Annotated in this window: 17 protein-coding genes; 14 read left to right on the top strand and 3 right to left on the bottom strand. The window is 68.0% G+C overall.

From position 1 onward, the window contains the following. Positions 1-27: 27 nt before the first annotated feature. The gene (gene zipA, locus Q9R17_RS00930) at positions 28-771 is read left to right on the top strand and encodes a cell division protein ZipA (protein ID WP_308156599.1); all 744 of its coding nucleotides are present in this window, start codon (positions 28-30) and stop codon (positions 769-771) included. Positions 772-852: 81 nt separating this feature from the next. Here the strand turns inward: zipA and Q9R17_RS00925 are convergent, their stop codons facing one another. Further along, complete coding sequence (locus tag Q9R17_RS00925) at positions 853-1,983, bottom strand: pyridoxal phosphate-dependent aminotransferase (protein ID WP_308156598.1); 1,131 nt, start codon at positions 1,981-1,983, stop codon at positions 853-855. Between the two features lie 125 nt (positions 1,984-2,108). Here Q9R17_RS00925 and ligA point away from each other — a divergent pair, with 125 nt between their 5' ends. From ligA to Q9R17_RS00885, 8 genes are all read left to right on the top strand, one after another. Further along, positions 2,109-4,580, top strand: coding sequence for an NAD-dependent DNA ligase LigA (gene ligA / locus Q9R17_RS00920; RefSeq protein WP_308158395.1), 2,472 nt, complete (start codon positions 2,109-2,111; stop codon positions 4,578-4,580). 60 nt (positions 4,581-4,640) lie between these two features. Further along, positions 4,641-5,126, top strand: coding sequence for a GNAT family N-acetyltransferase (locus Q9R17_RS00915; RefSeq protein WP_308156597.1), 486 nt, complete (start codon positions 4,641-4,643; stop codon positions 5,124-5,126). Further along, entirely contained in the window at positions 5,123-6,079 is a 957-nt protein-coding gene (gene epmA / locus Q9R17_RS00910) for an EF-P lysine aminoacylase EpmA (protein WP_308156596.1), read from the top strand. Before Q9R17_RS00915 ends, epmA begins: the two co-directional genes overlap by 4 nt. A gap of 184 nt (positions 6,080-6,263) precedes the next feature. Beyond that, positions 6,264-6,941: a DUF3011 domain-containing protein gene (locus tag Q9R17_RS00905; RefSeq protein WP_308158394.1), complete on the top strand. Its 678-nt coding sequence runs from the start codon at positions 6,264-6,266 to the stop codon at positions 6,939-6,941. A gap of 27 nt (positions 6,942-6,968) precedes the next feature. Continuing rightward, positions 6,969-8,033, top strand: a complete 1,065-nt coding sequence (gene mtnA, locus Q9R17_RS00900; protein WP_308156595.1) for an S-methyl-5-thioribose-1-phosphate isomerase — start codon at positions 6,969-6,971, stop codon at positions 8,031-8,033. A 338-nt stretch (positions 8,034-8,371) separates the two neighbouring features. Then, positions 8,372-11,086 carry a DNA gyrase subunit A gene (gene gyrA, locus Q9R17_RS00895; RefSeq protein WP_308156594.1) on the top strand — a complete coding sequence of 905 codons (2,715 nt, stop codon included), beginning with the start codon at positions 8,372-8,374 and terminating at the stop codon, positions 11,084-11,086. Between the two features lie 169 nt (positions 11,087-11,255). Beyond that, the gene (locus tag Q9R17_RS00890; RefSeq protein WP_308156593.1) at positions 11,256-13,781 is read left to right on the top strand and encodes a membrane-bound PQQ-dependent dehydrogenase, glucose/quinate/shikimate family; all 2,526 of its coding nucleotides are present in this window, start codon (positions 11,256-11,258) and stop codon (positions 13,779-13,781) included. A gap of 68 nt (positions 13,782-13,849) precedes the next feature. Further along, positions 13,850-14,083: a hypothetical protein gene (locus Q9R17_RS00885; protein WP_308156592.1), complete on the top strand. Its 234-nt coding sequence runs from the start codon at positions 13,850-13,852 to the stop codon at positions 14,081-14,083. 53 nt (positions 14,084-14,136) lie between these two features. Here the strand turns inward: Q9R17_RS00885 and Q9R17_RS00880 are convergent, their stop codons facing one another. Both Q9R17_RS00880 and Q9R17_RS00875 read right to left on the bottom strand, forming a co-directional pair. Beyond that, positions 14,137-14,529, bottom strand: a complete 393-nt coding sequence (locus Q9R17_RS00880) for a DUF3037 domain-containing protein (RefSeq protein WP_308156591.1) — start codon at positions 14,527-14,529, stop codon at positions 14,137-14,139. Beyond that, positions 14,507-15,283, bottom strand: a complete 777-nt coding sequence (locus Q9R17_RS00875; RefSeq protein WP_308156590.1) for a HipA family kinase — start codon at positions 15,281-15,283, stop codon at positions 14,507-14,509. Before Q9R17_RS00875 ends, Q9R17_RS00880 begins: the two co-directional genes overlap by 23 nt. A gap of 260 nt (positions 15,284-15,543) precedes the next feature. Between Q9R17_RS00875 and Q9R17_RS00870 the strand changes: the two genes are divergently transcribed. The 5 genes from Q9R17_RS00870 to Q9R17_RS00850 all read left to right on the top strand — a co-directional run bounded on the left by Q9R17_RS00870 (position 15,544) and on the right by Q9R17_RS00850 (position 20,319). Next, the gene (locus Q9R17_RS00870) at positions 15,544-15,873 is read left to right on the top strand and encodes a hypothetical protein (protein WP_308156589.1); all 330 of its coding nucleotides are present in this window, start codon (positions 15,544-15,546) and stop codon (positions 15,871-15,873) included. Between the two features lie 181 nt (positions 15,874-16,054). Then, positions 16,055-18,517, top strand: coding sequence for a prolyl oligopeptidase family serine peptidase (locus tag Q9R17_RS00865; RefSeq protein WP_308156588.1), 2,463 nt, complete (start codon positions 16,055-16,057; stop codon positions 18,515-18,517). Between the two features lie 107 nt (positions 18,518-18,624). Then, a complete protein-coding gene (locus tag Q9R17_RS00860) occupies positions 18,625-19,383 on the top strand; it encodes a hypothetical protein (protein ID WP_308156587.1) in 759 nt (252 codons plus the stop codon). A gap of 150 nt (positions 19,384-19,533) precedes the next feature. Beyond that, the gene (locus Q9R17_RS00855; protein WP_308156586.1) at positions 19,534-19,893 is read left to right on the top strand and encodes a hypothetical protein; all 360 of its coding nucleotides are present in this window, start codon (positions 19,534-19,536) and stop codon (positions 19,891-19,893) included. An 87-nt stretch (positions 19,894-19,980) separates the two neighbouring features. Then, positions 19,981-20,319 (top strand): hypothetical protein, encoded by a 339-nt coding sequence (locus Q9R17_RS00850; RefSeq protein WP_308156585.1) that lies wholly within the window; start codon positions 19,981-19,983, stop codon positions 20,317-20,319. Positions 20,320-20,329 lie beyond the last annotated feature (10 nt).

Raw genomic sequence — 20,329 nt, 5'->3', positions numbered from 1 at the left:
GAATGAATCAGCCGGAGAACCTATCGAATGTCCGACACGGCACTGTTGCGCATCGGCATCATGGCCGCCGGCCTGCTGTTGATCGCTGCGATCTTCCTGTTTGGCCGTCCGAAGAAGAAGCCCCAGGGGCGCCGGGTCGAGGGTAACGAGCCGGCCTCTCCCGGTGCGCCGCGCCGCGAGCCGGTGCTGGGCGAGGAAGGGGTTGCAATCGAGGACCGCGCCGAGCCCGGCCTGACGCCGGAGGGCGAGCAGGCCGAACTGGGCCTGCCCGACGTGGAACCGGGCGCGGCCAGCGACCTCGGCAAGCGCGCCACCCCGGATTTCGACAAGATCGTTTCGCTGTTCGTGGCCGCCCGTGCGGGCGAGAAGCTGCGCGGCGAAGACATCGTGGTGGCCGCGGAAAAAACCGGCCTGGTGTTCGGCCACATGAACGTGTTCCACCGGCTGGTGGAAGGCCACCCCGAGCGTGGCCCGATCTTCTCGATGGCCAGCATCATGAAGCCGGGCAGCTTCGACATGGCCAACATCCGCAGCATGGAAACCCCGGCCATCGCCTTCTTCCTGACCCTGCCGGCGCCGCTGACCGCGCTCGATGCGTGGGAGAAGATGCTGCCCACCGTGCAGCGCATGGCCGAACTGCTCGATGGCGTGGTGCTCGATGACAGCCGCAACGCGCTGGGCCGGCAGCGCATCGCCCACATCCGTGATGAGCTGCGTGCCTACGACCGCCAGCACCAGGCCCCGCCGCTGACCAAGCCGCCGCGCTGGTAAGCACCGCGTCTGTTCCAGGGGAGATCAACGCCCCGCGTGGATGCCTGACAGTGAAATCCACGCCATCGGCGTGGATCGATATCACGCCGGTACGCCAGCCACCTTGGCGAAGGCACCGCGGAAACGGGCCATTTCTTCCTCGGTACCCACCGTGACCCGCACCCGCTGCGGCCAGATCGCCCAGCTGCGGCCGATCACCACGCCTTCGGCCGCCATGGCCTGGGCAAAGGCGGTGCCATCGCGCTGCACGTCCACCACGAAGCAGTTGGCTTCGGAGGGCACGCTGCTGAAACCGCGCTTGCCCAGCCAAGCGATGGTGGCCTGGCGCACCTGCGCGTTCTGCTGGCGGCGCTGGGCCACCAGCTGCGGGTCGCGCAGGCTGGCCAGCGCGGCGGCCATGGCCGGCACGGGCAGTGGATTGTCGCCCAGGCTGGCCAGTTCGCGCAGGCGGTCCGGGTGCGCGGTGGCCACGCCCATGCGCAGGCCGGCCATGCCGTACAGCTTGGAGAACGTGCGCAGCACGATCACATCGTCGCGCTGTGCGGCCTGGCCGATCAGCGAGGGTTGCGTGCTGTACTGCAGGTAGGCTTCATCCACCAGCACGCGGGTGGCATCGGGCTTGTTGGCCAGCAGCCAGGCCAGATCGGCCGGCAGGGTCACCGAGCCGGTGGGATTGTTCGGGTTGCAGATATAGATCAGGCCGGTCGGGCGCGCGTGCGCTGCCGCCACCATCGCGCGCACGTCGTGGCCGCCATCGCCCCGCAGCGGCACGCGCTGCACCTGGGCACCGCGCGTAGCCGCCAGGTCGCCCAGTGCCTCGAACGTAGGGTCAGCCACCACCACGGCCGCCTGCGGGCCCGTCCACAGCGTGGCGGCACGGTTCAGCGGTTCGCTCGACCCCGGGTACAGGCGCACGCGTTCAGCCGGCACCTGTTCCTGCGCGGCGAACAGATCGCGCAGTTGGCCGGCCAGTTCAAAGCGGTAGCGGCCGCTGGCGGCGATGCTGTCCCGCGCGGCCTGCTGCGCGGCCGGGGCTGGGCCATAGGGGCATTCGTTGAAGTTGAGCAGCGCCGGTCCCGGGTGGGCGGAGGCCGCACCGACGGTGGCGGGGGCCCGCTGGGCCGTGGCCAACGGGGGCAGACCCGTGCCGGCCACGACCAGGCCGGTGCCGGCCAGTTGCAGGAAATGACGACGGGACGTGGGCAGGGACACGGCAGGATCCAGAGGGGCGACCGACGCACGCTAGCGCTGCGCGTGCATGCCGGCAAGCGGGCTGCCGTTGCACGGGATGGGCACGCTGGGGGCGGTAGAATTCCCGACTGTCCCAGAACCACCGGATTCCAATGACCCCCAGCCCCGCCGAACGCGTTGACGACCTCCGCCGGCAGATCGCCCAGGCCAACCGTGCCTACCACGAGCTGGACGAGGCGCAGATCCCCGATGTCGAGTACGACCGGCTGGTACGCGAACTGGAGGCGCTGGAGCGTGAACACCCCGAGCTGGTCACGGCCGATTCGCCGACCACCCAGGTCGGTGGCCGCCCTTCGGGTCGCTTTGCCGAAGTGCGCCACGCGCTGCCGATGCTGTCGCTGTCCAATGCATTCAGCGATGAGGAAGTGGCCGATTTCGTCCGCCGTATCGACGAACGCCTCAAGCGCGGCACGCTGCGTTTTTCCGCCGAACCCAAGCTGGATGGGCTGGCGATCAGCCTGCGCTACGAGGGGGGCCGCTTCGTGCTGGGCGCAACCCGTGGCGATGGCAGCACCGGCGAGGACGTGACCGCCAACCTGCGCGAAGTCAACGACATTCCCAAGCAGCTGCTGGGCAGCGGTTGGCCGGATGTGCTGGAGGTACGCGGCGAGGTCTACATGGCGCGTGCCGATTTCGAGGCCTTCAACGCCAAAGCGCGCCTGCACGGCGGCAAGGTGCTGGCCAACCCGCGCAACGGTGCGGCCGGCTCGCTGCGCCAGCTCGACCCGAAGATCAGCGCGCAGCGCAGGCTGAGTTTCTTCGCCTATGGCACCGGCGATGTGCAGGGCGGCGAACTGCCCGATACCCATTCGGGCACGTTGGCGCAGCTGCGCGCGTGGGGCTTCCCGGTCAGCAGCCTCAGCCAGGTGGTGGAGGGCAGCGACGGCCTGCTGGCCTATTACCGCAGCATCGGCGGGCAGCGCGATGACCTGGCCTTCGACATCGATGGCGTGGTCTACAAGCTGGACGACCGTGCCGGCCAGCAGGCGATGGGCTTTGTTGCCCGCGCGCCGCGCTGGGCGATCGCGCACAAGTTCCCCGCGCAGGAGCAGAGCACCACGGTGGAGGCGATCGAGATCCAGATCGGCCGTACCGGTGCGGCCACGCCGGTGGCGCGGCTGGCGCCAGTGGCGGTGGCCGGGGTGATCGTGTCCAACGCCACGCTGCACAACGCCGACCAGATCGCACGGCTGGACGTGCGGGTGGGTGACAGTGTGATCGTGCGGCGCGCCGGCGATGTCATTCCCGAAGTGGTCAGCGTGATCGCCGACCGCCGCCCGGCCGGGACCACGCCGTGGCAGATGCCGGCGCACTGCCCGGTGTGCGGCTCGGAAATCCTGCGCGAAGAGGGCGAGGCGGTCTGGCGGTGCTCGGGCGGCCTGACCTGCCCGGCGCAGCGCAAGGAAGCCATTGCCCACTTCGCCTCGCGCCGGGCGATGGATATCGACGGGCTGGGCGACAAGTACATCGAAACCCTGGTGGATGCGGGCATCGTGCGTGGCGTGGCCGATCTGTACCGGCTGACCCGCGACCAGCTGCTGCACCTGAAGCTGGTGCTCGATGCCGAAGGCCCGTCCGAGCTGGCGGCTGCGCTGAAGCTGCATCTGCCGGCCGAAGGCAGTGGTGCGGTGCTCAACGCCGTGCTCAGGCTCGATGGCCATGATGCGGGCTGGCGCGCGCAGGCGCTTTCGCAGCCGACGGCTTTCGAGTGGAACACGAAGAAGATCGCCACCAAGTGGGCCGACAACCTGATCGCGGCCATCGATGCCAGCCGCACCACCACGCTGGAGCGCCTGCTGTTCGCGCTGGGCATCGAGCATGTGGGCGAAAGCACGGCCAAGGCGCTGGCGGTGTGGTTCGGTGACCTGGAGCTGATCCGCTACCTGCCATGGCCGCTGTTCAAGCGCGTGCCGGATATCGGCGGCGAAGTGGCGCGTTCGCTGGGCCACTTCTTCGAGCAGGCCGGCAACCAGCAGGCCATCGATCAGCTGCTGCAGGCCGGGCAGGTGCGCATCCGTGATGCGCATGCGCCCAGCGCCAAGCTGCGCGAGGGCCTGGACCTGGCACAGGTGCTGGTGGAGGCGGAGATTCCGGGCATCACCCGCCTGCGTGCGGAAAAGCTGGTGGCGGCGCTGACCACCGCACAGGCGGTACTGGATGCCGAGCATGGCCAGTTCGTCAATGCAGGCCTGCCGGAGGACACCGCACGTGGCCTGGCCGCGTGGCTGGACACCGATGGCCATGGCCCGCTGCTGCTGCTGGCCGAACAGAAGCTGCATGAGCTGCTGGCCAAGGCGCCGCAGCAGGCCGAGCAGGCTGCCGGCGTGCTGGAGGGGCAGACCGTGGTGCTGACCGGCACCCTGTCAGCGCTCACCCGCGATGCGGCCAAGGAGCGCCTGGAAGCACTGGGCGCGAAGGTGGCTGGCAGCGTGTCGAAGAAGACCAGCTTCGTGGTGGCCGGTACCGAGGCCGGCTCCAAGCTGGAAAAAGCCCAGTCGCTCGGCGTGGCGGTGTGGGACGAAGACCAGCTGCTGGCCTTCCTGGCCGAACACGAATGACCGGGGGCGGGCACCCTGGTGCCCGTCCGTTTCTTCCGCAGAGATCGACAAGGACCCTCCATGCAGACCGCACCGCTGGATTTCCGCCTGGCCACCCGTGCCGACGAGGCGTTGCTGATCGCGTTGATGCGCGACTTCTACGCCGAAGACAAGATTGAGTTCGACGATGCGCGCGTGCGCCGGGGCGTGGATGCGCTGCTGGCCGACCCGCGCAACGGCGAGGTGCTGCTGTGGCTGGACGAAGCCGGGCAGGTGGTGGGGTATGCCGTGCTGGCGATGGGCTTCAGCCTGGAGCAGGGCGGTCATTTCGTCCTGCTGGACGAGCTGTACCTGGGGCCCAGCGCACGTGGCCGTGGCCGTGGCAAGCAGGCGCTGGCCACCTGCGAACAGCGTGCGCGCGGGCGCGGGGTCGGGCGCATGCGGCTGGAAGTGAACCGCCACAACGAACTGGCACGGCGCCTGTACCTGGCCACCGGTTACATCGATGACACACGCGACCTGCTGACCCTGCCGCTGGACCATCCGCGCAGCGAGGGCATCCTGTGAGCGAGGCACTGCGGCAGCGCCTGCGCCAGCGTGCGGCGCTCAACGCGCTGGTGCGCGGCTTCTTCGCCGCGCGTGACGTGCTGGAAGTGGAAACCCCGATCCTGTCGGTGGCGGGCAACACCGAGCCGAACATCGACAGTTTCCATGCCGATTTCAGTGGCCACGTCGATGCGGGGGCGCGCCGGCGCTGGCTGCGCACCTCGCCCGAGTACCCGCTCAAGCGGCTGCTGGCCGCCGGCGTGGGTGACTGCTACGAGCTGGGGCGGGTGTTCCGCAACGGCGAGGCCGGTGGCCGCCACAATCCCGAATTCACCATGCTGGAGTGGTACCGCGTGGGGTGGGACCACCACCGGCTGGTCGAGGAGACCGCTGCGCTGGTCAATGCGGCACTGGCCCTGGTGGGGCGCAGCGCGCAGCTGCAGGTGATGAGCTATCGTGATCTGTTCCTGCAGCACGTGGGCGTGGACCCGTTCACCGCCGGCCTCGACGCGCTGCGTGCACCGCTGCAGGACATCGGCATCAATGACCAGGGCCTGGTCCGCGATGACTGGCTGGACCTGCTGATGACCCATCGCATCCAACCGCACTTCGATGACGCCATCATGACCGTGGTGCACGACTGGCCGGCCTCGCAGGCGGCCCTGGCCCGCATCCGTCCGGGCGAGCCACCGCTGGCCGAGCGCTTCGAGCTGTACCTGGGCACGGTCGAACTGGCCAACGGCTATCACGAGCTCAATGATGCCGATGAACAGCGGGCGCGTTTCGAGCGCGACCTGCAACGCCGGGGTGAACGCGGTGATGTGCTGCCGGCGCTGGACGAGGCCCTGCTGCAGGCGTTGCCGTCCATGCCGGCCTGTGCCGGCGTGGCGGTGGGCATCGACCGCCTGCTGATGGCCATGGCGCGTACGCCGCGTATTGCCGATGTGCTGGCCTTCGATTTCGCCCATGCCTGAACGGTGTGGCTTGCTGAACGTCACGCACTGTCACCAAACCATCGGCTGCCGTGCTTGCGTGGCCAACGTCGATGATGTTCTCATCAGCGGCAGTGCCGCCTGTCTGTGCGGCGTGTCCTGACTGACGGGGAACACTTTGGTCAAGCTGTTCGCGGTGGCCGCGGTACCGGTGTACTCCATGGCGATGTGGGGTGCGCTGCTGCCGTTTCCGCTCTCCGCACAGGAAAGCGGGTACGACCAGAAGGTGGTGACCTGTGAATCCAAGGACATGGCCTGGGTGCATTGCGATATGGATGTCAGCCAGGGCGTGGACCTGGTGCGCCAGCTGTCCAGCAACAGCTGCGTGCGTGGCAGCGAGTGGGGAACCGACCGCAGTGGCGTATGGGTGACGCTGGGGTGCCGTGCGGACTTCCGTGCGCGCAGTGCCGGCCCCGGGGCCACATCGGCCACCGGCGCGCCGACTGTCCGGCGCGTGGTGCGCTGCGAATCCAGCGGGCGCCCGCAGAGCTGCCCGGTGCGCCTGGACGGCGGGGCGGTGCGCCTGCTCCGGCAGCTGTCGGTGCTGCCGTGCCGCGAAGGGCAGGGCTGGGGCTACCGTCGCAACGAGGTCTGGACCAGCCGTGGCTGCCAGGGCGACTTCGAGGTATCCGACAAGGATGGCCGCTTCGTCGATGTGCCGCGCCGGTTGACCTGTGAATCCAAGTCGAAGAAGCGCCGTTTCTGCGGGGTCAGCATCGGTGCCGGTGCCGTGGTCAGCCGCCAGCTGTCCAGTACCGCCTGCGTCCAGGGCCAGACCTGGGGCTGGGACCGCCATGGCATCTGGGTCGATGGCGGCTGCCGCGCCGAGTTCTCGGTGAACTGAAGCCCTGCGGGCCGCTACAATGGGGCGATGAACGCCTCCACCGACTTCGATTTCTCCCGCTACGACCACATCCGCCCGATCCTGTGGACCGGTGATGCCCTGCAACTGCTGGACCAGCGCAAGCTGCCGTTCGTGGTGGAGCATGTGGCCTGTACCGACAGCGACCAGGTGGCGGCGGCCATCCATGCCTTGACCGTGCGTGGCGCACCGGCCATCGGCATCGCCGCGGCCTGGGGCGTGGTGCTGGCGGCGCGCGATGTGCAGGCCGATGACGGCGCACAGGCGCTGCAGAAGCTGGAACCGGCGCTGCAACGGCTGAACGCCTCGCGTCCGACCGCGGTCAACCTGGCCTGGGCGCTGGCGCGCATGCGTCGCGCGCTGGCCGCCGCCGGTGCCGACTGGCGCCAGGTGCTGGAAGCGGAAGCCGAGGCGATCGCCCGCGAAGACCTGGCCGCCAATCACCACATGGGCGCGCTGGGGGCTGGCCTGATCGAGGCCGGCAGCGGCGTGCTGACCCACTGCAACACCGGCTCGCTGGCGACTGCTGGTTTCGGGACCGCGCTGGGCGTGATCCGTGCCGGCATGGCCCAGGAACGCATCGCCCGCGTGTTCGCCGGCGAAACCCGCCCGTGGCTGCAGGGTGCGCGCCTGACCGTGTGGGAACTGCAGCAGGATGGCATCGATGCCACCCTGATCGCCGATTCGGCGGCCTCGCACCTGATGAAGACCGGCGCGGTGCAGTGGGTCATCGTCGGTGCCGACCGCATCTGCGCCAACGGTGATACCGCCAACAAGATCGGCACCTACCAGCTGGCCATCGCCGCGCGCCACCATGGCGTGAAGTTCATGGTGGTGGCGCCGTCCTCGACGGTGGACATGGACACGGCCGATGGCAGCCAGATCGAGATCGAGCAGCGCGACCCGGGCGAACTGTACGGCGTGGGCGGCACCCGCACCGTGGCCGAAGGCATCGCCGCCTGGAATCCGGTGTTCGACGTCACCCCCGGCGAGTTGATCGATGCCATCGTGACCGAACGCGGGGTGATTCTGAACCCGACCGTGGCCAGCATGAAGGCGGCGTTCGGCGGCTGATCATCGCGGGGGTTCTGGCCCCTGCGGCAGCCCCATCCACGCAGGGCGTGGATGGCCGGGGAGCGGGGGGTGTTGGCGCGCCGCCGGCCGTGGCCCGGGTCCCCGCATCCCCGCATTTCCGGTAGATCCACGCCCTGCGTGGATGGCTTTTCGGGCCGCCGCCGGGATGGCGCCTGCCAGACCCCCTAAGTTCCTGATTTGTGCCGGTAAAATCCCTGTAAAGACAGGCGGAAAACGGCCTTCTGTGGTAGACTCAACCGGTTCAAACAGACTTCCGGATGCCATGCCTGCCAAGGCCCGGCGCCCGGACTGGACCGCTACCAGAGAACGGAACCCGAATGGCAGAAACCGCCAAGGAAATCATCCAGGTCAACCTGGAAGACGAGATGCGCAAGAGCTACCTCGATTACGCCATGAGCGTGATCGTGGGCCGCGCCCTCCCGGATGCGCGCGATGGCCTCAAGCCGGTGCATCGTCGCGTGCTGTTCGCGATGAACGAACTCAACGCGCACAGCAACAAGCCCTACTTCAAGTCGGCGCGTATCGTCGGTGACGTCATCGGTAAGTACCACCCGCATGGCGACGCCTCGGTGTACGACACGCTGGTGCGCCTGGCGCAGCCGTTCTCGCTGCGCTACATGCTGGTGGATGGCCAGGGTAACTTCGGTTCGATCGACGGCGATTCCGCCGCGGCGATGCGTTACACCGAAGCCCGCATGTCGCGCCTGGCGCATGAGCTGATGGCGGACATCGACAAGGAAACCGTCGATTTCCAGCCCAACTACGATGAAAAGGAACTGGAGCCGACGGTCATGCCGACCCGGTTCCCGAACCTGCTGGTCAACGGTTCGGCCGGTATCGCGGTGGGCATGGCTACCAACATCCCGCCGCACAACCTGACCGAGTCGATCAATGCGTGCATCGCGCTGATCGACAACCCGCAGATCGATATCGACGGCCTGATGGAGTACATCCCGGGCCCCGATTTCCCCACCGCCGGCATCATCAACGGCACGGCCGGCATCATCGCCGGCTACCGCACCGGCCGTGGCCGCGTGCGCATCCGGGCCAAGGCGGACATCGAAGTGGCCGACAACGGCCGCGAATCGATCATCGTCACTGAAATTCCTTACCAGGTGAACAAGGCGCGTCTGATCGAGAAGATCGCCGAGCTGGTGAAGGAAAAGAAGATCGAAGGCATCAGCGAGCTGCGCGATGAGTCCGACAAGGACGGCATGCGCATCTACATCGAGATCAAGCGCGGCGAATCGGCCGAGGTTGTGCTGAACAACCTCTACCAGCAGACGCAGATGGAATCGGTGTTCGGCATCAACATGGTGGCGCTGGTTGATGGCCGCCCGCAGTTGATGAACCTCAAGCAGATGCTCGAGGCGTTCGTCCGCCACCGCCGCGAAGTGGTCACCCGCCGCACCGTGTTCGAGCTGCGCAAGGCGCGCGCCCGTGCCCACGTGCTGGAAGGCCTGACCGTCGCGCTGGCCAACATCGACGAGATGATCGAACTGATCAAGACCTCGCCCAACCCCAACGAGGCGCGCGAACGCATGCTCGCCCGCCTGTGGGCACCGGGCCTGGTCGGTGCGATGCTGGGCGCGGCCGGTGCCGAGGCGTCGCGCCCGGAAGACCTGCCCAAGGGCGTTGGCCTGGTCGAGGGCGGTTACCAGCTGACCGAGATCCAGGCTACCCAGATCCTGGAAATGCGCCTGCACCGCCTGACCGGGCTGGAGCAGGACCGCCTGACCGATGAGTACAAGCAGCTGCTGGAAGTGATCGCCGGGTTGATCCACATCCTGCAGGATCCCGATCGCCTGCTGCAGGTGATTCGCGAGGAACTGGTCAACGTCAAGGCGGAATTCGGCGACGAGCGTCGCACCGAAATCCGCCACAGCGAAGAAGACCTGGACATCCTCGACCTGATCGCGCCGGAAGACGTGGTGGTCACCGTGTCGCACGCCGGTTATGTCAAGCGCCAGCCGGTCAGCGTGTACCGCGCGCAGCGCCGTGGCGGCCGTGGCCGCAGTGCGGCGGCGACCAAGGAAGAGGATTTCATCGAACAGCTGTGGCTGGTCAACACGCATGACACGCTGCTGACCTTCACCAGCAGCGGCAAGGTGTTCTGGCTGCCGGTGTACCAGCTGCCCGAAGCCGGTTCCAACGCACGCGGCCGCCCGATCATCAACTGGATTCCGCTGGAACCGGGCGAGCGCGTGCAGGCCGTGCTGCCGGTGCGCGAGTATGCCGAAGGCCAGTTCGTGTTCTTCGCCACCAGGAACGGCACGGTGAAGAAGACCCCGCTGAGCGAGTTCGCCTTCCGCCTGGCGCGCGGCAAGATCGCGATCAACCTTGACGAAGGCGACGCGCTGGTCGGCGTCGGCCTGACTGACGGTGAGCGTGACATCCTGCTGTTCGCCTCCAACGGCAAGACCGTGCGCTTCGGTGAAGACAAGGTCCGTTCGATGGGCCGTACCGCCACCGGCGTGCGCGGCATCAAGATGCCGGCCGGCGAGGAAGTGGTCAGCCTGATCGTGGCCGAAAGTGCCGGTGGCATCGAGGACGAGAACGAGGACGACAACGGTGTCGAGGAGACCGCAGCCAACGGCGATGCGGTGATCGACGGCGCCGACGACGCCAGCGTGCAGTACATCCTCACCGCCACCGAGAACGGCTACGGCAAGCGCACCCCGCTGCCGGACTACCCGCGCAAGGGCCGTGGTACGCAGGGCGTGATCGGCATCCAGACCACCGAGCGCAACGGCAAGCTGGTGGCCGCGGTGCTGATGGGCTCCGATGACGAAGTGCTGCTGATCTCCGATGGCGGCACGCTGGTGCGCACCCGTGGTTCGGAAATCAGCCGCGTCGGCCGCAACACCCAGGGTGTGACCCTGATCCGCCTGTCCAAGGACGAGAAGCTGCAGGCCGTGGAGCGGATGGATGCGTCCATCGACGAGGACGACGACGAAGTGGCCGTGGCCACGCCGGCGGCCGCCCTTGGCGATGCCACCCCGGTGGCTGCCGAGGACGCGCCGCAGGAGTGATCCCGCGCTGCACCTGAGGTACCCGACGACGCCGGCCCTGTGCCGGCGTCGTCGTGTCGGGTCGCCCGTTGCACGCCGCATGGGCGACCTGCCGCTGCCGTGATGAAAATACGCGTGCATTTCACGGCAGCGGTGGGATAAGGGGCCATGCTGCCCCCGGAGATCGCCGATGTCCGCCACGCCGCAGTCCGCGCCCCGTCCCCTTTCTGCGACGCGCCATCCCTTGGTGACCGTGCTGGCGCTGGTGTTCATCGTGCTGGGCCTGGTCATCGGCGGCCTGGGCGGCTGGCTGTTGAACCTGGGCGGTTCGGCGTACTACGTGGCCGCCGGTGTCGGCCTGCTGCTCAGCGGCATCCTGTTGTGGGGCAACCGGCGCAGCGGTGCGCTGTTGTTCGCGGTCGTCTACCTCGGCACGCTGCTGTGGACGGGGTGGGAGTCCGGCAGCGACTACTGGCGCTGGGTGCCACGGCTGGGGCTGATGACCGGGCTGGCCTTCGTGCTGTCGTTGCTGACCCCGACACTGCAGGCACCGGTGCCCAGGCGCCTGTCGCGCGCGCTGGCCGCCGTGCTGGCACTGGGCTTCATGGCCGCCGTCACCCTGGCGTTCGTGCCGCATGGCGTGGTGGACGGCCACCAGCCCTTCCCGGAACCGTCCAGCGGCGCCGGCCTGGAACCCACCCGCGACACCACCCAACTGCAGCCGGCTGACCAGCCGGCCGACAGCGACTGGACTGCCTGGGGGCGCAGCAATGCCGCCACCCGCTATTCGCCGCTGAAGCAGATCACCCCGGCCAACGTCGCCACGCTGCAGCCGGCCTGGCAGTTCCGCACCGGCGACCTGCCGAAGCGGCGCTGGGGGGCGGAAACCACGCCGCTCAAGGTGGGTGATCGCCTGTACCTGTGCACCGGCCGCAACCAGCTGATTGCCCTGGAAGCCGCCAGCGGCAGGCAGCTCTGGCGCTTCAACCCGAAGGTCCGCGATGCGTCCATTCCCTATACGGCCGCATGCCGGGGCGTGTCGTACTACGAGCTGCCGGTTGCCGGCGCCCGCACCCCCCGCTTTGCCGATGATGCCGCCGACCTGGTGGTTCCGGCGCCGATGCTGGTCCATGCCACCCGCACGGACGGCACGCGGCCGGCCTGCACCGCCCGCATCATCGAGGGCACGCTGGATGGACGCCTGATCGCCGTCGATGCCGACAGTGGCCGCCCCTGCGCCGGTTTCGGCAACAACGGCCAGGTGGACATCACCCTGGGGATGGGCGAGGTGCCGCCCGGCTACGTCTCGATCACTTCGCCACCGGCCATCGTGCGCGGGGTGATCGTCACCGGCCACCAGGTGCTGGACGGCCAGCGCCGCGATGCGCCCTCCGGGGTGATCCAGGCGTTCGATGTGGTGACCGGCAAGCTGCGCTGGGCCTGGGACATGGACCAGCCCGAGCTGACCCGGCTGCCACGGCAGGGCCAGGAATATACCCGTGGGACGCCGGACCTGTGGACCACCGCGACCGGCGACGAACAGCTGGGCCTGGTCTACCTGCCGCTGGGCAATGCCGCAGGCGACTACTGGAGTGGTTCGCGCACGGACAACCAGAACCGGTACGCCACATCGCTGGTGGCCATCGATGTGACCACCGGCAAGCCGGCCTGGCATTTCCAGGCCGTCCGCAGGGATGTGTGGGATTATGACCTGGGCTCGCAGGCCAGCCTGGTGGATTACCCGACCCCGGCGGGCAAGGTGCCGGCCATCCTGCTGCCGACCAAGCAGGGGGACCTGTACATCCTGGACCGCCGCACCGGCCAGCCGCTGACCCCCACCGAGGAGCGCCCCGTGCCCAGCGGCGGTGTCGAGCCGGCGCAGCGCTCGCCCACCCAGCTGTTCTCGCGCTACCACACCCTGCGCCGCGAACATGACCTGACCGAGCGTGACATGTGGGGCCTCACCCCGATCGACCAGCTGGTGTGCCGCATCCAGTTCCGCAGGGCGCACTACCAGGGCATTTACACCCCGCCGTCGGCGGACCATCACGCCATCCAGTATCCGGGCTACAACGGTGGTTCGGACTGGGGCAGCGTGGCGCTCGATCCGCGGCGCGGGATCATCGTGGCCAATTACAACGACCTGCCCAACTACAACCGGCTGGTGCCGCGTGCCGAGGCCGACCGCAAGGGCTGGCTGCCGCGCGAGCAGCAGCGTGCCGACCGGGGGGCCGGTGAAGGGGCGGGGGACCCGCAGGTGGGCACCCCGTATGCCATCGACGTCAACGCCGGCTGGCGCCTGCCGTTCACAGGCCTGCCGTGCAAGCAGCCGCCCTATGGCGGCATCCGCGCCATCGACCTGCGTACCGGCAGGCTGCTGTGGGACCGTCCGTTCGGCAGCGCACGTGGCAACGGCCCGTTCGGCTTCCGTTCCGGCCTGCCGATCGAGATCGGCACCCCCAACAACGGCGGCGCGGTGGTGACCGCCAGTGGCCTGATCTTCATTGCCGCCGCCACCGACGACCTGCTGCGCGCGATTGATCTGAAGACCGGCAAGGAGCTGTGGCACGCCAAGCTGCCGGCCGGTGGCCAGGCCAACTCGATGGTGTACGAACAGGGCGGACGCCAGTACGTGGTGATCGTCGCGACCGGGCACCATTTCATGGAGACGCCGAAGGGCGATTACGTGATGGCATATGCACTGCCGCCACCGTGATGGGAAAGTGCTGGCACTGAAGCTGTTATCGTGAGTCCATCGATACCCGCAAGGAAGGAAATCACACAATGCAACGACTGCTGACCGTCGCGTGTTACCTGGCCAGCCTGGCGTTTCTGCATCGCGGGCTGAAGCGTCTCATCACCGATGTGCCCCCGGCGGTGCCCGAGGGGGTCAGCGCTGCGTATGCGCACGGCTACCAGGCCGGGTACACGGCGGTGGCCCTGCTGTTCCTGGTGGCAGGTGCCGCCTGCGCGCTGCTCGGCTGGCGCCTGTGGAAGCGGGCCGTGCAGCACGGCTGAGGACCGGCGAATCGACGTGGGCTGCCGGCCAGCAGGCCGGCAACCGGCAGTGCCTACCTGGGCACCCGTACCATTTTCGTCATCAAGTGTTCGACCACGCCGGCCGGATCATCGGTGCGCCCCACGTGCGTGCTCGACATCTGCACGATCGAGCTGCGTTTGGCGGTGAGGAAGTGGAAGCGTGCACGTGCCGGCAGCTGTGCGATCGGGCCGGCACTGGCATCGCCGCGGCAGATCGCCACGATGGCATCCAGCCACGGCTGCAGCGCTTCCAGGTCGAGCACAGGGGCGAAAGCCGCCATGCGCGCGGCATCGATCTCGATCGCCGCCTGCAGGTGGCGTGCCCCCGGGCAGGACACGATCACCCCGACGTTGATGAATTCCTCGCGTTCCACCCGCGGTACCACGCGGATGACCGCATAGTCATACGTGTGCAGCGTGGGCACGGATGGCCTCCTGCACGAACACCGCGCGCACCTTCAGGCGGTGCGTGAGGTAGTTGATGTAGCCCTGACGGTACGCCTGCGGGCTGTCGAAGGCCGGCTCGTCCACCAGCCAGCTGTCCGGCACCAGGTCGACGATGCGCTCGATCTCCGCATCGGGCAGGCGCGCCGCGAGCGCGGCGTCCACCTCGGCAATGCGGCTGGCAAACGGCAGCAGCACGTGGTCGCGCACCAGCACGAACGGCTTCTCGCAGGCATCCCCCGCGTTGGCCCAGTCATGGTGGAAGTACATCGCCGCACCATGATCGATCAGGTACAGCTGGCGGTGCCACACCATCAGGTTCGGATTGCGCGCCGTGCGGTCCACGTTGCTGGTGAACGCATCGAACCAGACGATGCGCGAGGCCAGATCCGCATCCACCGGCATCGCCGCCGGGTCATAGTTGATCGCACCGGGCAGGTAGTCCAGGCCCAGGTTCAGGCCCTCGCTGGCACGGATCAGGTCCTGGATCTCCGGATCCGGTTCGGTGCGGGCGAACTCGCGGTCCAGTTCCACGAACAGGATCTCGGGAATCGGCAGGCCCAGCGTGCGTGCCATTTCCCCGGCGATGAGTTCGGCAATCAGCGCCTTGGGGCCCTGGCCGGCACCACGGAACTTGAGCACGGCCATGCCGTCGTCATCGGTTTCCACGATGGCCGGCAGGGAGCCGCCTTCGCGCAGCGGAGTGATGTAGCGCAGGGCGTGTACGGTTCGCATGGTGGCATTCTACCCGCAGCCAAGACGCACAGGCCCGCACGGCCGGCGCTGGCTGTACCGCGGGAAAACCCGTCAGCAATGCGGTATGGCCGCAGGGCATTTCTTCACTTGCCCATTCCGCCGGCGGTGGCAGCATCCCATCAGGAAGGGGATGACACGCAGCATTGGCCCGGGATGCCGGGCACATGACATGCCGGCCGTGACAAGGACGGCAGCACATCCATCGACGAAACGATTGAAGGCGTGCTTGGGAGGTTTCTATGAGCGACGAATTCAATGCAGCACTTCCGCCCCTGGACGATGCCAAGGCCGAGCAGATGATCGGCAAGGTCGTGCTGGTGGGCATCACGCGGTACGGTGGCGATGGCCAGATACAGGGACGGCAGCAGTACTCCGGTACGGTGCTGCGCATCAGTGCGGAAGAGGGCGTGGTGCTGGCCGATGAAGCCGATGGCCACGAGCGCTACCTGCCGCCGATGCTGGACCAGTACCTGCCTGCCGAACCCGGGGAATACCGCCTGCGTACCGGGGGTTCCATCGTGGTGGATCCCGATTACCTGACCACCTGGGATCTGCACGCGCAGCAGTGAGCGTGCGGGGCCGTGCCCGTTCATGGCGATTTCCGCAGGACCGGTGGCGCCGGGCCATGCCCGGCGGCAGCTTCTGCTGGCGCTCACTAGCCCTTCCGGCCCATTTACATCGGTTCCCCCGGTGCTAGATTCGGCCGGTGCCCGGTTGCAGGGCAGCGCCACTCCCGAGGGAATCATCACCATGCTCATCCGTCGTACCACTCTGGCCTCGGCTGTTGCCGTGGCCACGTTCGGCCTGTTGGTCGCAGGCCCGGCCCTGGCCGACTATGCCAAGCCGCCGGAAGCGCTGCTCAAGGTGCTGAAGGCGCCGCCACCGCCCATGCCCAGCCTGGACCCTACCGGCCAGCGCCTGCTGCTGACCACGGCGCAGACCTATCCGTCCATCGCCCGTGTGGCCCAGCCCTACCTGAAGCTGGCTGGCGTCCGCCTGGAGCCGAAGAACCGCAGCCGCCATGACACGGCCGGCGGCTATGGCATTCCGGCCTGCGTGGCCGACTTCACCCTGGTCGATGTGGCCGGTGGCCGTAGCACCACGGTGACCCTGCCGCAGGGCTGTGCCGGTGGTGCCCAGTGGTCGGCCGATGGCCGCCACTTCGTGTTCCAGAACGCGGTCGATACCAGCGTGCAGCTGTGGGTGGGCGATGCGGCCACCGGCCAGGTCAAGCAGGTGCCGGGCGTGCAGCTCAACCCGATCTTCGGCAACACCGTGCAGTGGCTGGGCGGCGGCCAGAACCTGCTGGTGAAGCTGGTGCCGGCCAACCAGGGACCGGCCCCGTCCGATGGCGGCGTGCCGACCGGCCCGGATGCGCAGGAATCGTTGGGCAGCAGCGGCGAAAGCAGTACCTATGAAGCGCGCGACACGCTGACCAGCGTGCATGATGAAAAGCTGTTCGCCTACTATGGTGCCTCGCAGCTGGCCGTGGTCGATACCATCCACGGCACGGTCCGCCCGGTGGGACCGGTCGCCATCTACAACGATGTCAATGCCGCGCCCGATGGCGTGCACGTGCTGACCGAGTCGATCAAGCCGCCGTTCTCGCACGCGGTGACCTACCAGCGCTTTGCCAATGACGTGGCGGTGCTGGACACCACCACGGGCCGCACGTCGGCCATCGCCAGCCTGCCACTGGCCGACCGCGTGCCGGTGCATGGCGTGCCCGAAGGCCCGCGTGGCTTCGATTGGCGTTCCACCGATCCGGCCACCCTGGTCTACGCCGAAGCGCTGGACAAGGGCGACTGGAAGGTCAACGTGCCGCACCGCGACCGCGTGCTGATGTGGAAGGCGCCGTTCACCGGCAAGCCGGTGCAGATCGCACTGACCGCACAGCGCTTTGAAGGCATCGCCTGGAGTGCTGATCCGGCGGTGTCCTTCCTGTACGAAAACGACGAGAACCGGCACTGGATGCAGACCCGCATCGTCGATGTGGACCAGCCCAGGCAGGAGGGTCGCCTGCTGTGGGACCTGTCCAGTGATGAGCGCTATGCCGCGCCGGGCAACTTCGTGTTCACCCGCCTGGCCAATGGTGCGCCGGTGGTGCGCCGCGAAGGCAACCACGTGTTCCTGCGCGGGCAGGGGGCGTCGCCGCAGGGCGATCGTCCGTTCCTGGACCGCCTGGACCTGGGCACGCTGAAGAGCGAGCGTCTGTTCCGCAGCAGTGCCGATGCCTATGAGCAGTTCCTGGGCTTCAGCGAGGCACCGGGGCGCTTCCTGACCTGGCACCAGTCGGTCATCGACCCGCCCAATGCCTTCGTGCGCACGCTCGGTGCTGCCGAAGCCGGTGCCAAGGACGGCGAGGCCCGGTTCGCCTCCACCGCCACCGCGCTGACCACGCTGGCCGACCCGACCCCGGAAGTGCGCCAGATCAAGAAACAGCTGGTGACCTACAAGCGTGCCGATGGCGTGGACCTGTCCTTCACCCTGTACACCCCGCCGGGCTACAAGGAAGGCCAGCGCGTGCCGGCGATCCTGTACGCCTACCCGGCCGACTTCGCCAATGCGGCCCAGGCCGGCCAGGTGTCCGGTTCGCAGCAGACCTTCACCCGCCTGCAGCCGTACCGCCTGATGCTGCTGGCCGGCTACGCGATCATCGACAACGCCTCGTTCCCGATCGTCGGCGATCCCAAGAGCGCGTATGACACTTACCTGGAGCAGCTGGAGGCCGACGCCAAGGCCGCGGTGGACAAGGCCGTGGACATGGGCGTGGTCGACCGCAACCGCATCGGTGTGACCGGCCATAGCCATGGCGGCCTGATGACCGCCAACCTGATCGCGCACACCACGCTGTTCAAGGCCGGCGTGGCCACCAGTGGTTCGTACAACAAGACCTTCACCCCGTTCGGCTTCCAGAACGAGCGCCGTTCGGTCTGGCAGGCGCAGGACGTGTACCTGAAGGCGTCGCCGTTCTTCTATGCCGACAAGATCAAGCTGCCGTTGCTGCTGGTCCACGGCGAGGACGATGCCAACCCGGGCACCGAACCGTTCCAGTCGCGCAAGCTGTACCAGGCCATCCGTGGCAACGGTGGTACCACCCGCCTGGTGATGCTGCCGAACGAACCGCACTGGTATACCGCGCTGGAATCGAACGAGCAGCTGGTGGCGGAAATGCTCAACTGGTTCGATACCTACGTGAAGAACGCGAAGTAGGTAGGTCCCGTTGCACGGTGACGTGCAGGCGGCCACCTGAGGAAGGTGGCCGTCGCACAGCCGCATCGTGCGCTCCCTGTTGATGGTGTGATGCCACCGAGGTGTCCATGCAGCGTATCCCTGCTGTTCTGTCTGGCCTGCTGCTGTCCGCCGCCGTGGGGGCACAGCCGCCGCCTGCGGTGCGCATCACCGTGGCCTACGAGTGGTCTGGGTGGGGGCACGAGGCAGGAACCTGGATCATTGAGCGCGGCCATGACGGCGTGGATCGGCGGCAGGACGTGGGAACAACGCAGGACAGCGCCGATCGCGTGCATGTCCTGCCGGCGTCGGCCGTTGATGCGCTGCTGGCGGCGACCGATGGCCCTGCACCCAGCCGCGAGAGCGTGATCGCCCAGCTGGCGGCCGGCCTGGACCGCGATGCGGTGGCCCGGCTGGATCCAACCGTGCGCTCGTTTCCCGCTGCGGCGTGCACCTATGCCGTGCAGCAGGCCTGGGTCAGGCGGGTGCTGACCGATGAGGAACTGCGCCGCCGGGTGGAGCAGATCGTCAGTGGCCTGTGGACGGACGATTATCCGGTGATGACGGTGACCGTGCAGCAGCAGGGACGCCCGCCGATCACCTTCTTTTCGCACGCGCAGGGCCCGGCGATGTTGCCCTGGAAGCAGGTGCCTGCCGGCGAAACGGACCCGCAGACGCTGGAACAGCAGCCGGACCAGTGGCGGATCGACCTCAGTCGCGCCGTCGATGGCCTGCTGCCGCTGGACATGGGGTCCCGTGCGCGCTTCCAGCCGTCGTGGCTGCAGAGGCAGGTGGGCATGAGGTTGCAGCTCGATGCGCAGGCATGCGGGAAACCCCGCGGCCGCTGATGTCCGTTGCGGCGGGATCCGTGCCGGTCGTGAACAGATTGCCGCCATCTGCAAACAACTGTGCAGGCCCGGTAACAGCGTGTCACGGGTCCGGTTGCCGGGCTTTTTCGTGGGGTAGGCTGGAACCCGTTGCCGGTAACGGGGCGTGAGATGAACGCGATTACCACCGTTGTGCTGTTGTCCCTGTTCGCCGTTGTGCCGGCTACCTATGTGCCGGTTACCCACGCCCAGGACATGGCGGCGCGTGCGGCCATGCCCGCGCCGTGGCGCGAGCTGGGCATCGTGCCGGGCATGGCCTACGCCAAAGCCCGCCGCTTGCTGGTGGCAGCCGGTTGGCAGGTCACCCGCGCGGAAAGCGCGAAGGCCGCTGTGCCCGATTTTCCCGAAATCGAATGCGGGCAGGGCCACGGCGCGGTCTGCTCGGCGGGGTTCCACAAGGAGGGGCAGGCCATCGCCATGATGATCGGCACCACGCTGGCGGGCCAGCCGTTCGTGCAGGGCACGTATTGAGGCCGGTGGGCAGGGTGACCAATGCCACGGCCGGGGGGAACGGGCACCGGGCTAGACTGCGGCTTTCGGGCGCCAGGGAACCAAGGCATGGCCGTGATACTGGGACGTTCAAGCGTGGGTTGGCTGCTGATGGGCCTGCTCTGCAGCGGCATGGCGGCAGTGGCGTGTACCGCGCTGGGGCACTTCGCGATCCCGCGCTTTGCCGCCAGCTTTGCCGAAGCTGGCCAATCGCTGCCGGCCATCACCCGCTGGTTTGGCGCCACCTATGCCCTGGCATGGGTGGGCCCGCCGCTGGTGGTCGCCACCTGGCTGATGGGGCGTGCGCGGTTTTCGGCGCTGATCGGCAGTGCTTCGCTGATGGTGGCAACGCCCATTGCGATGTTCGCCACCTACCTGCCGGTGTTCCGCCTGGGCAGCCTGGTCTGACCGCAGGGCG

Source organism: Stenotrophomonas sp. 24(2023) (assembly GCF_030913365.1).
In the GTDB taxonomy this organism is placed as follows: domain Bacteria; phylum Pseudomonadota; class Gammaproteobacteria; order Xanthomonadales; family Xanthomonadaceae; genus Stenotrophomonas.
The sequence above is the reverse complement of the archived record's forward strand: the minus strand, read 5'-3'. Positions and strand labels throughout refer to the sequence as shown.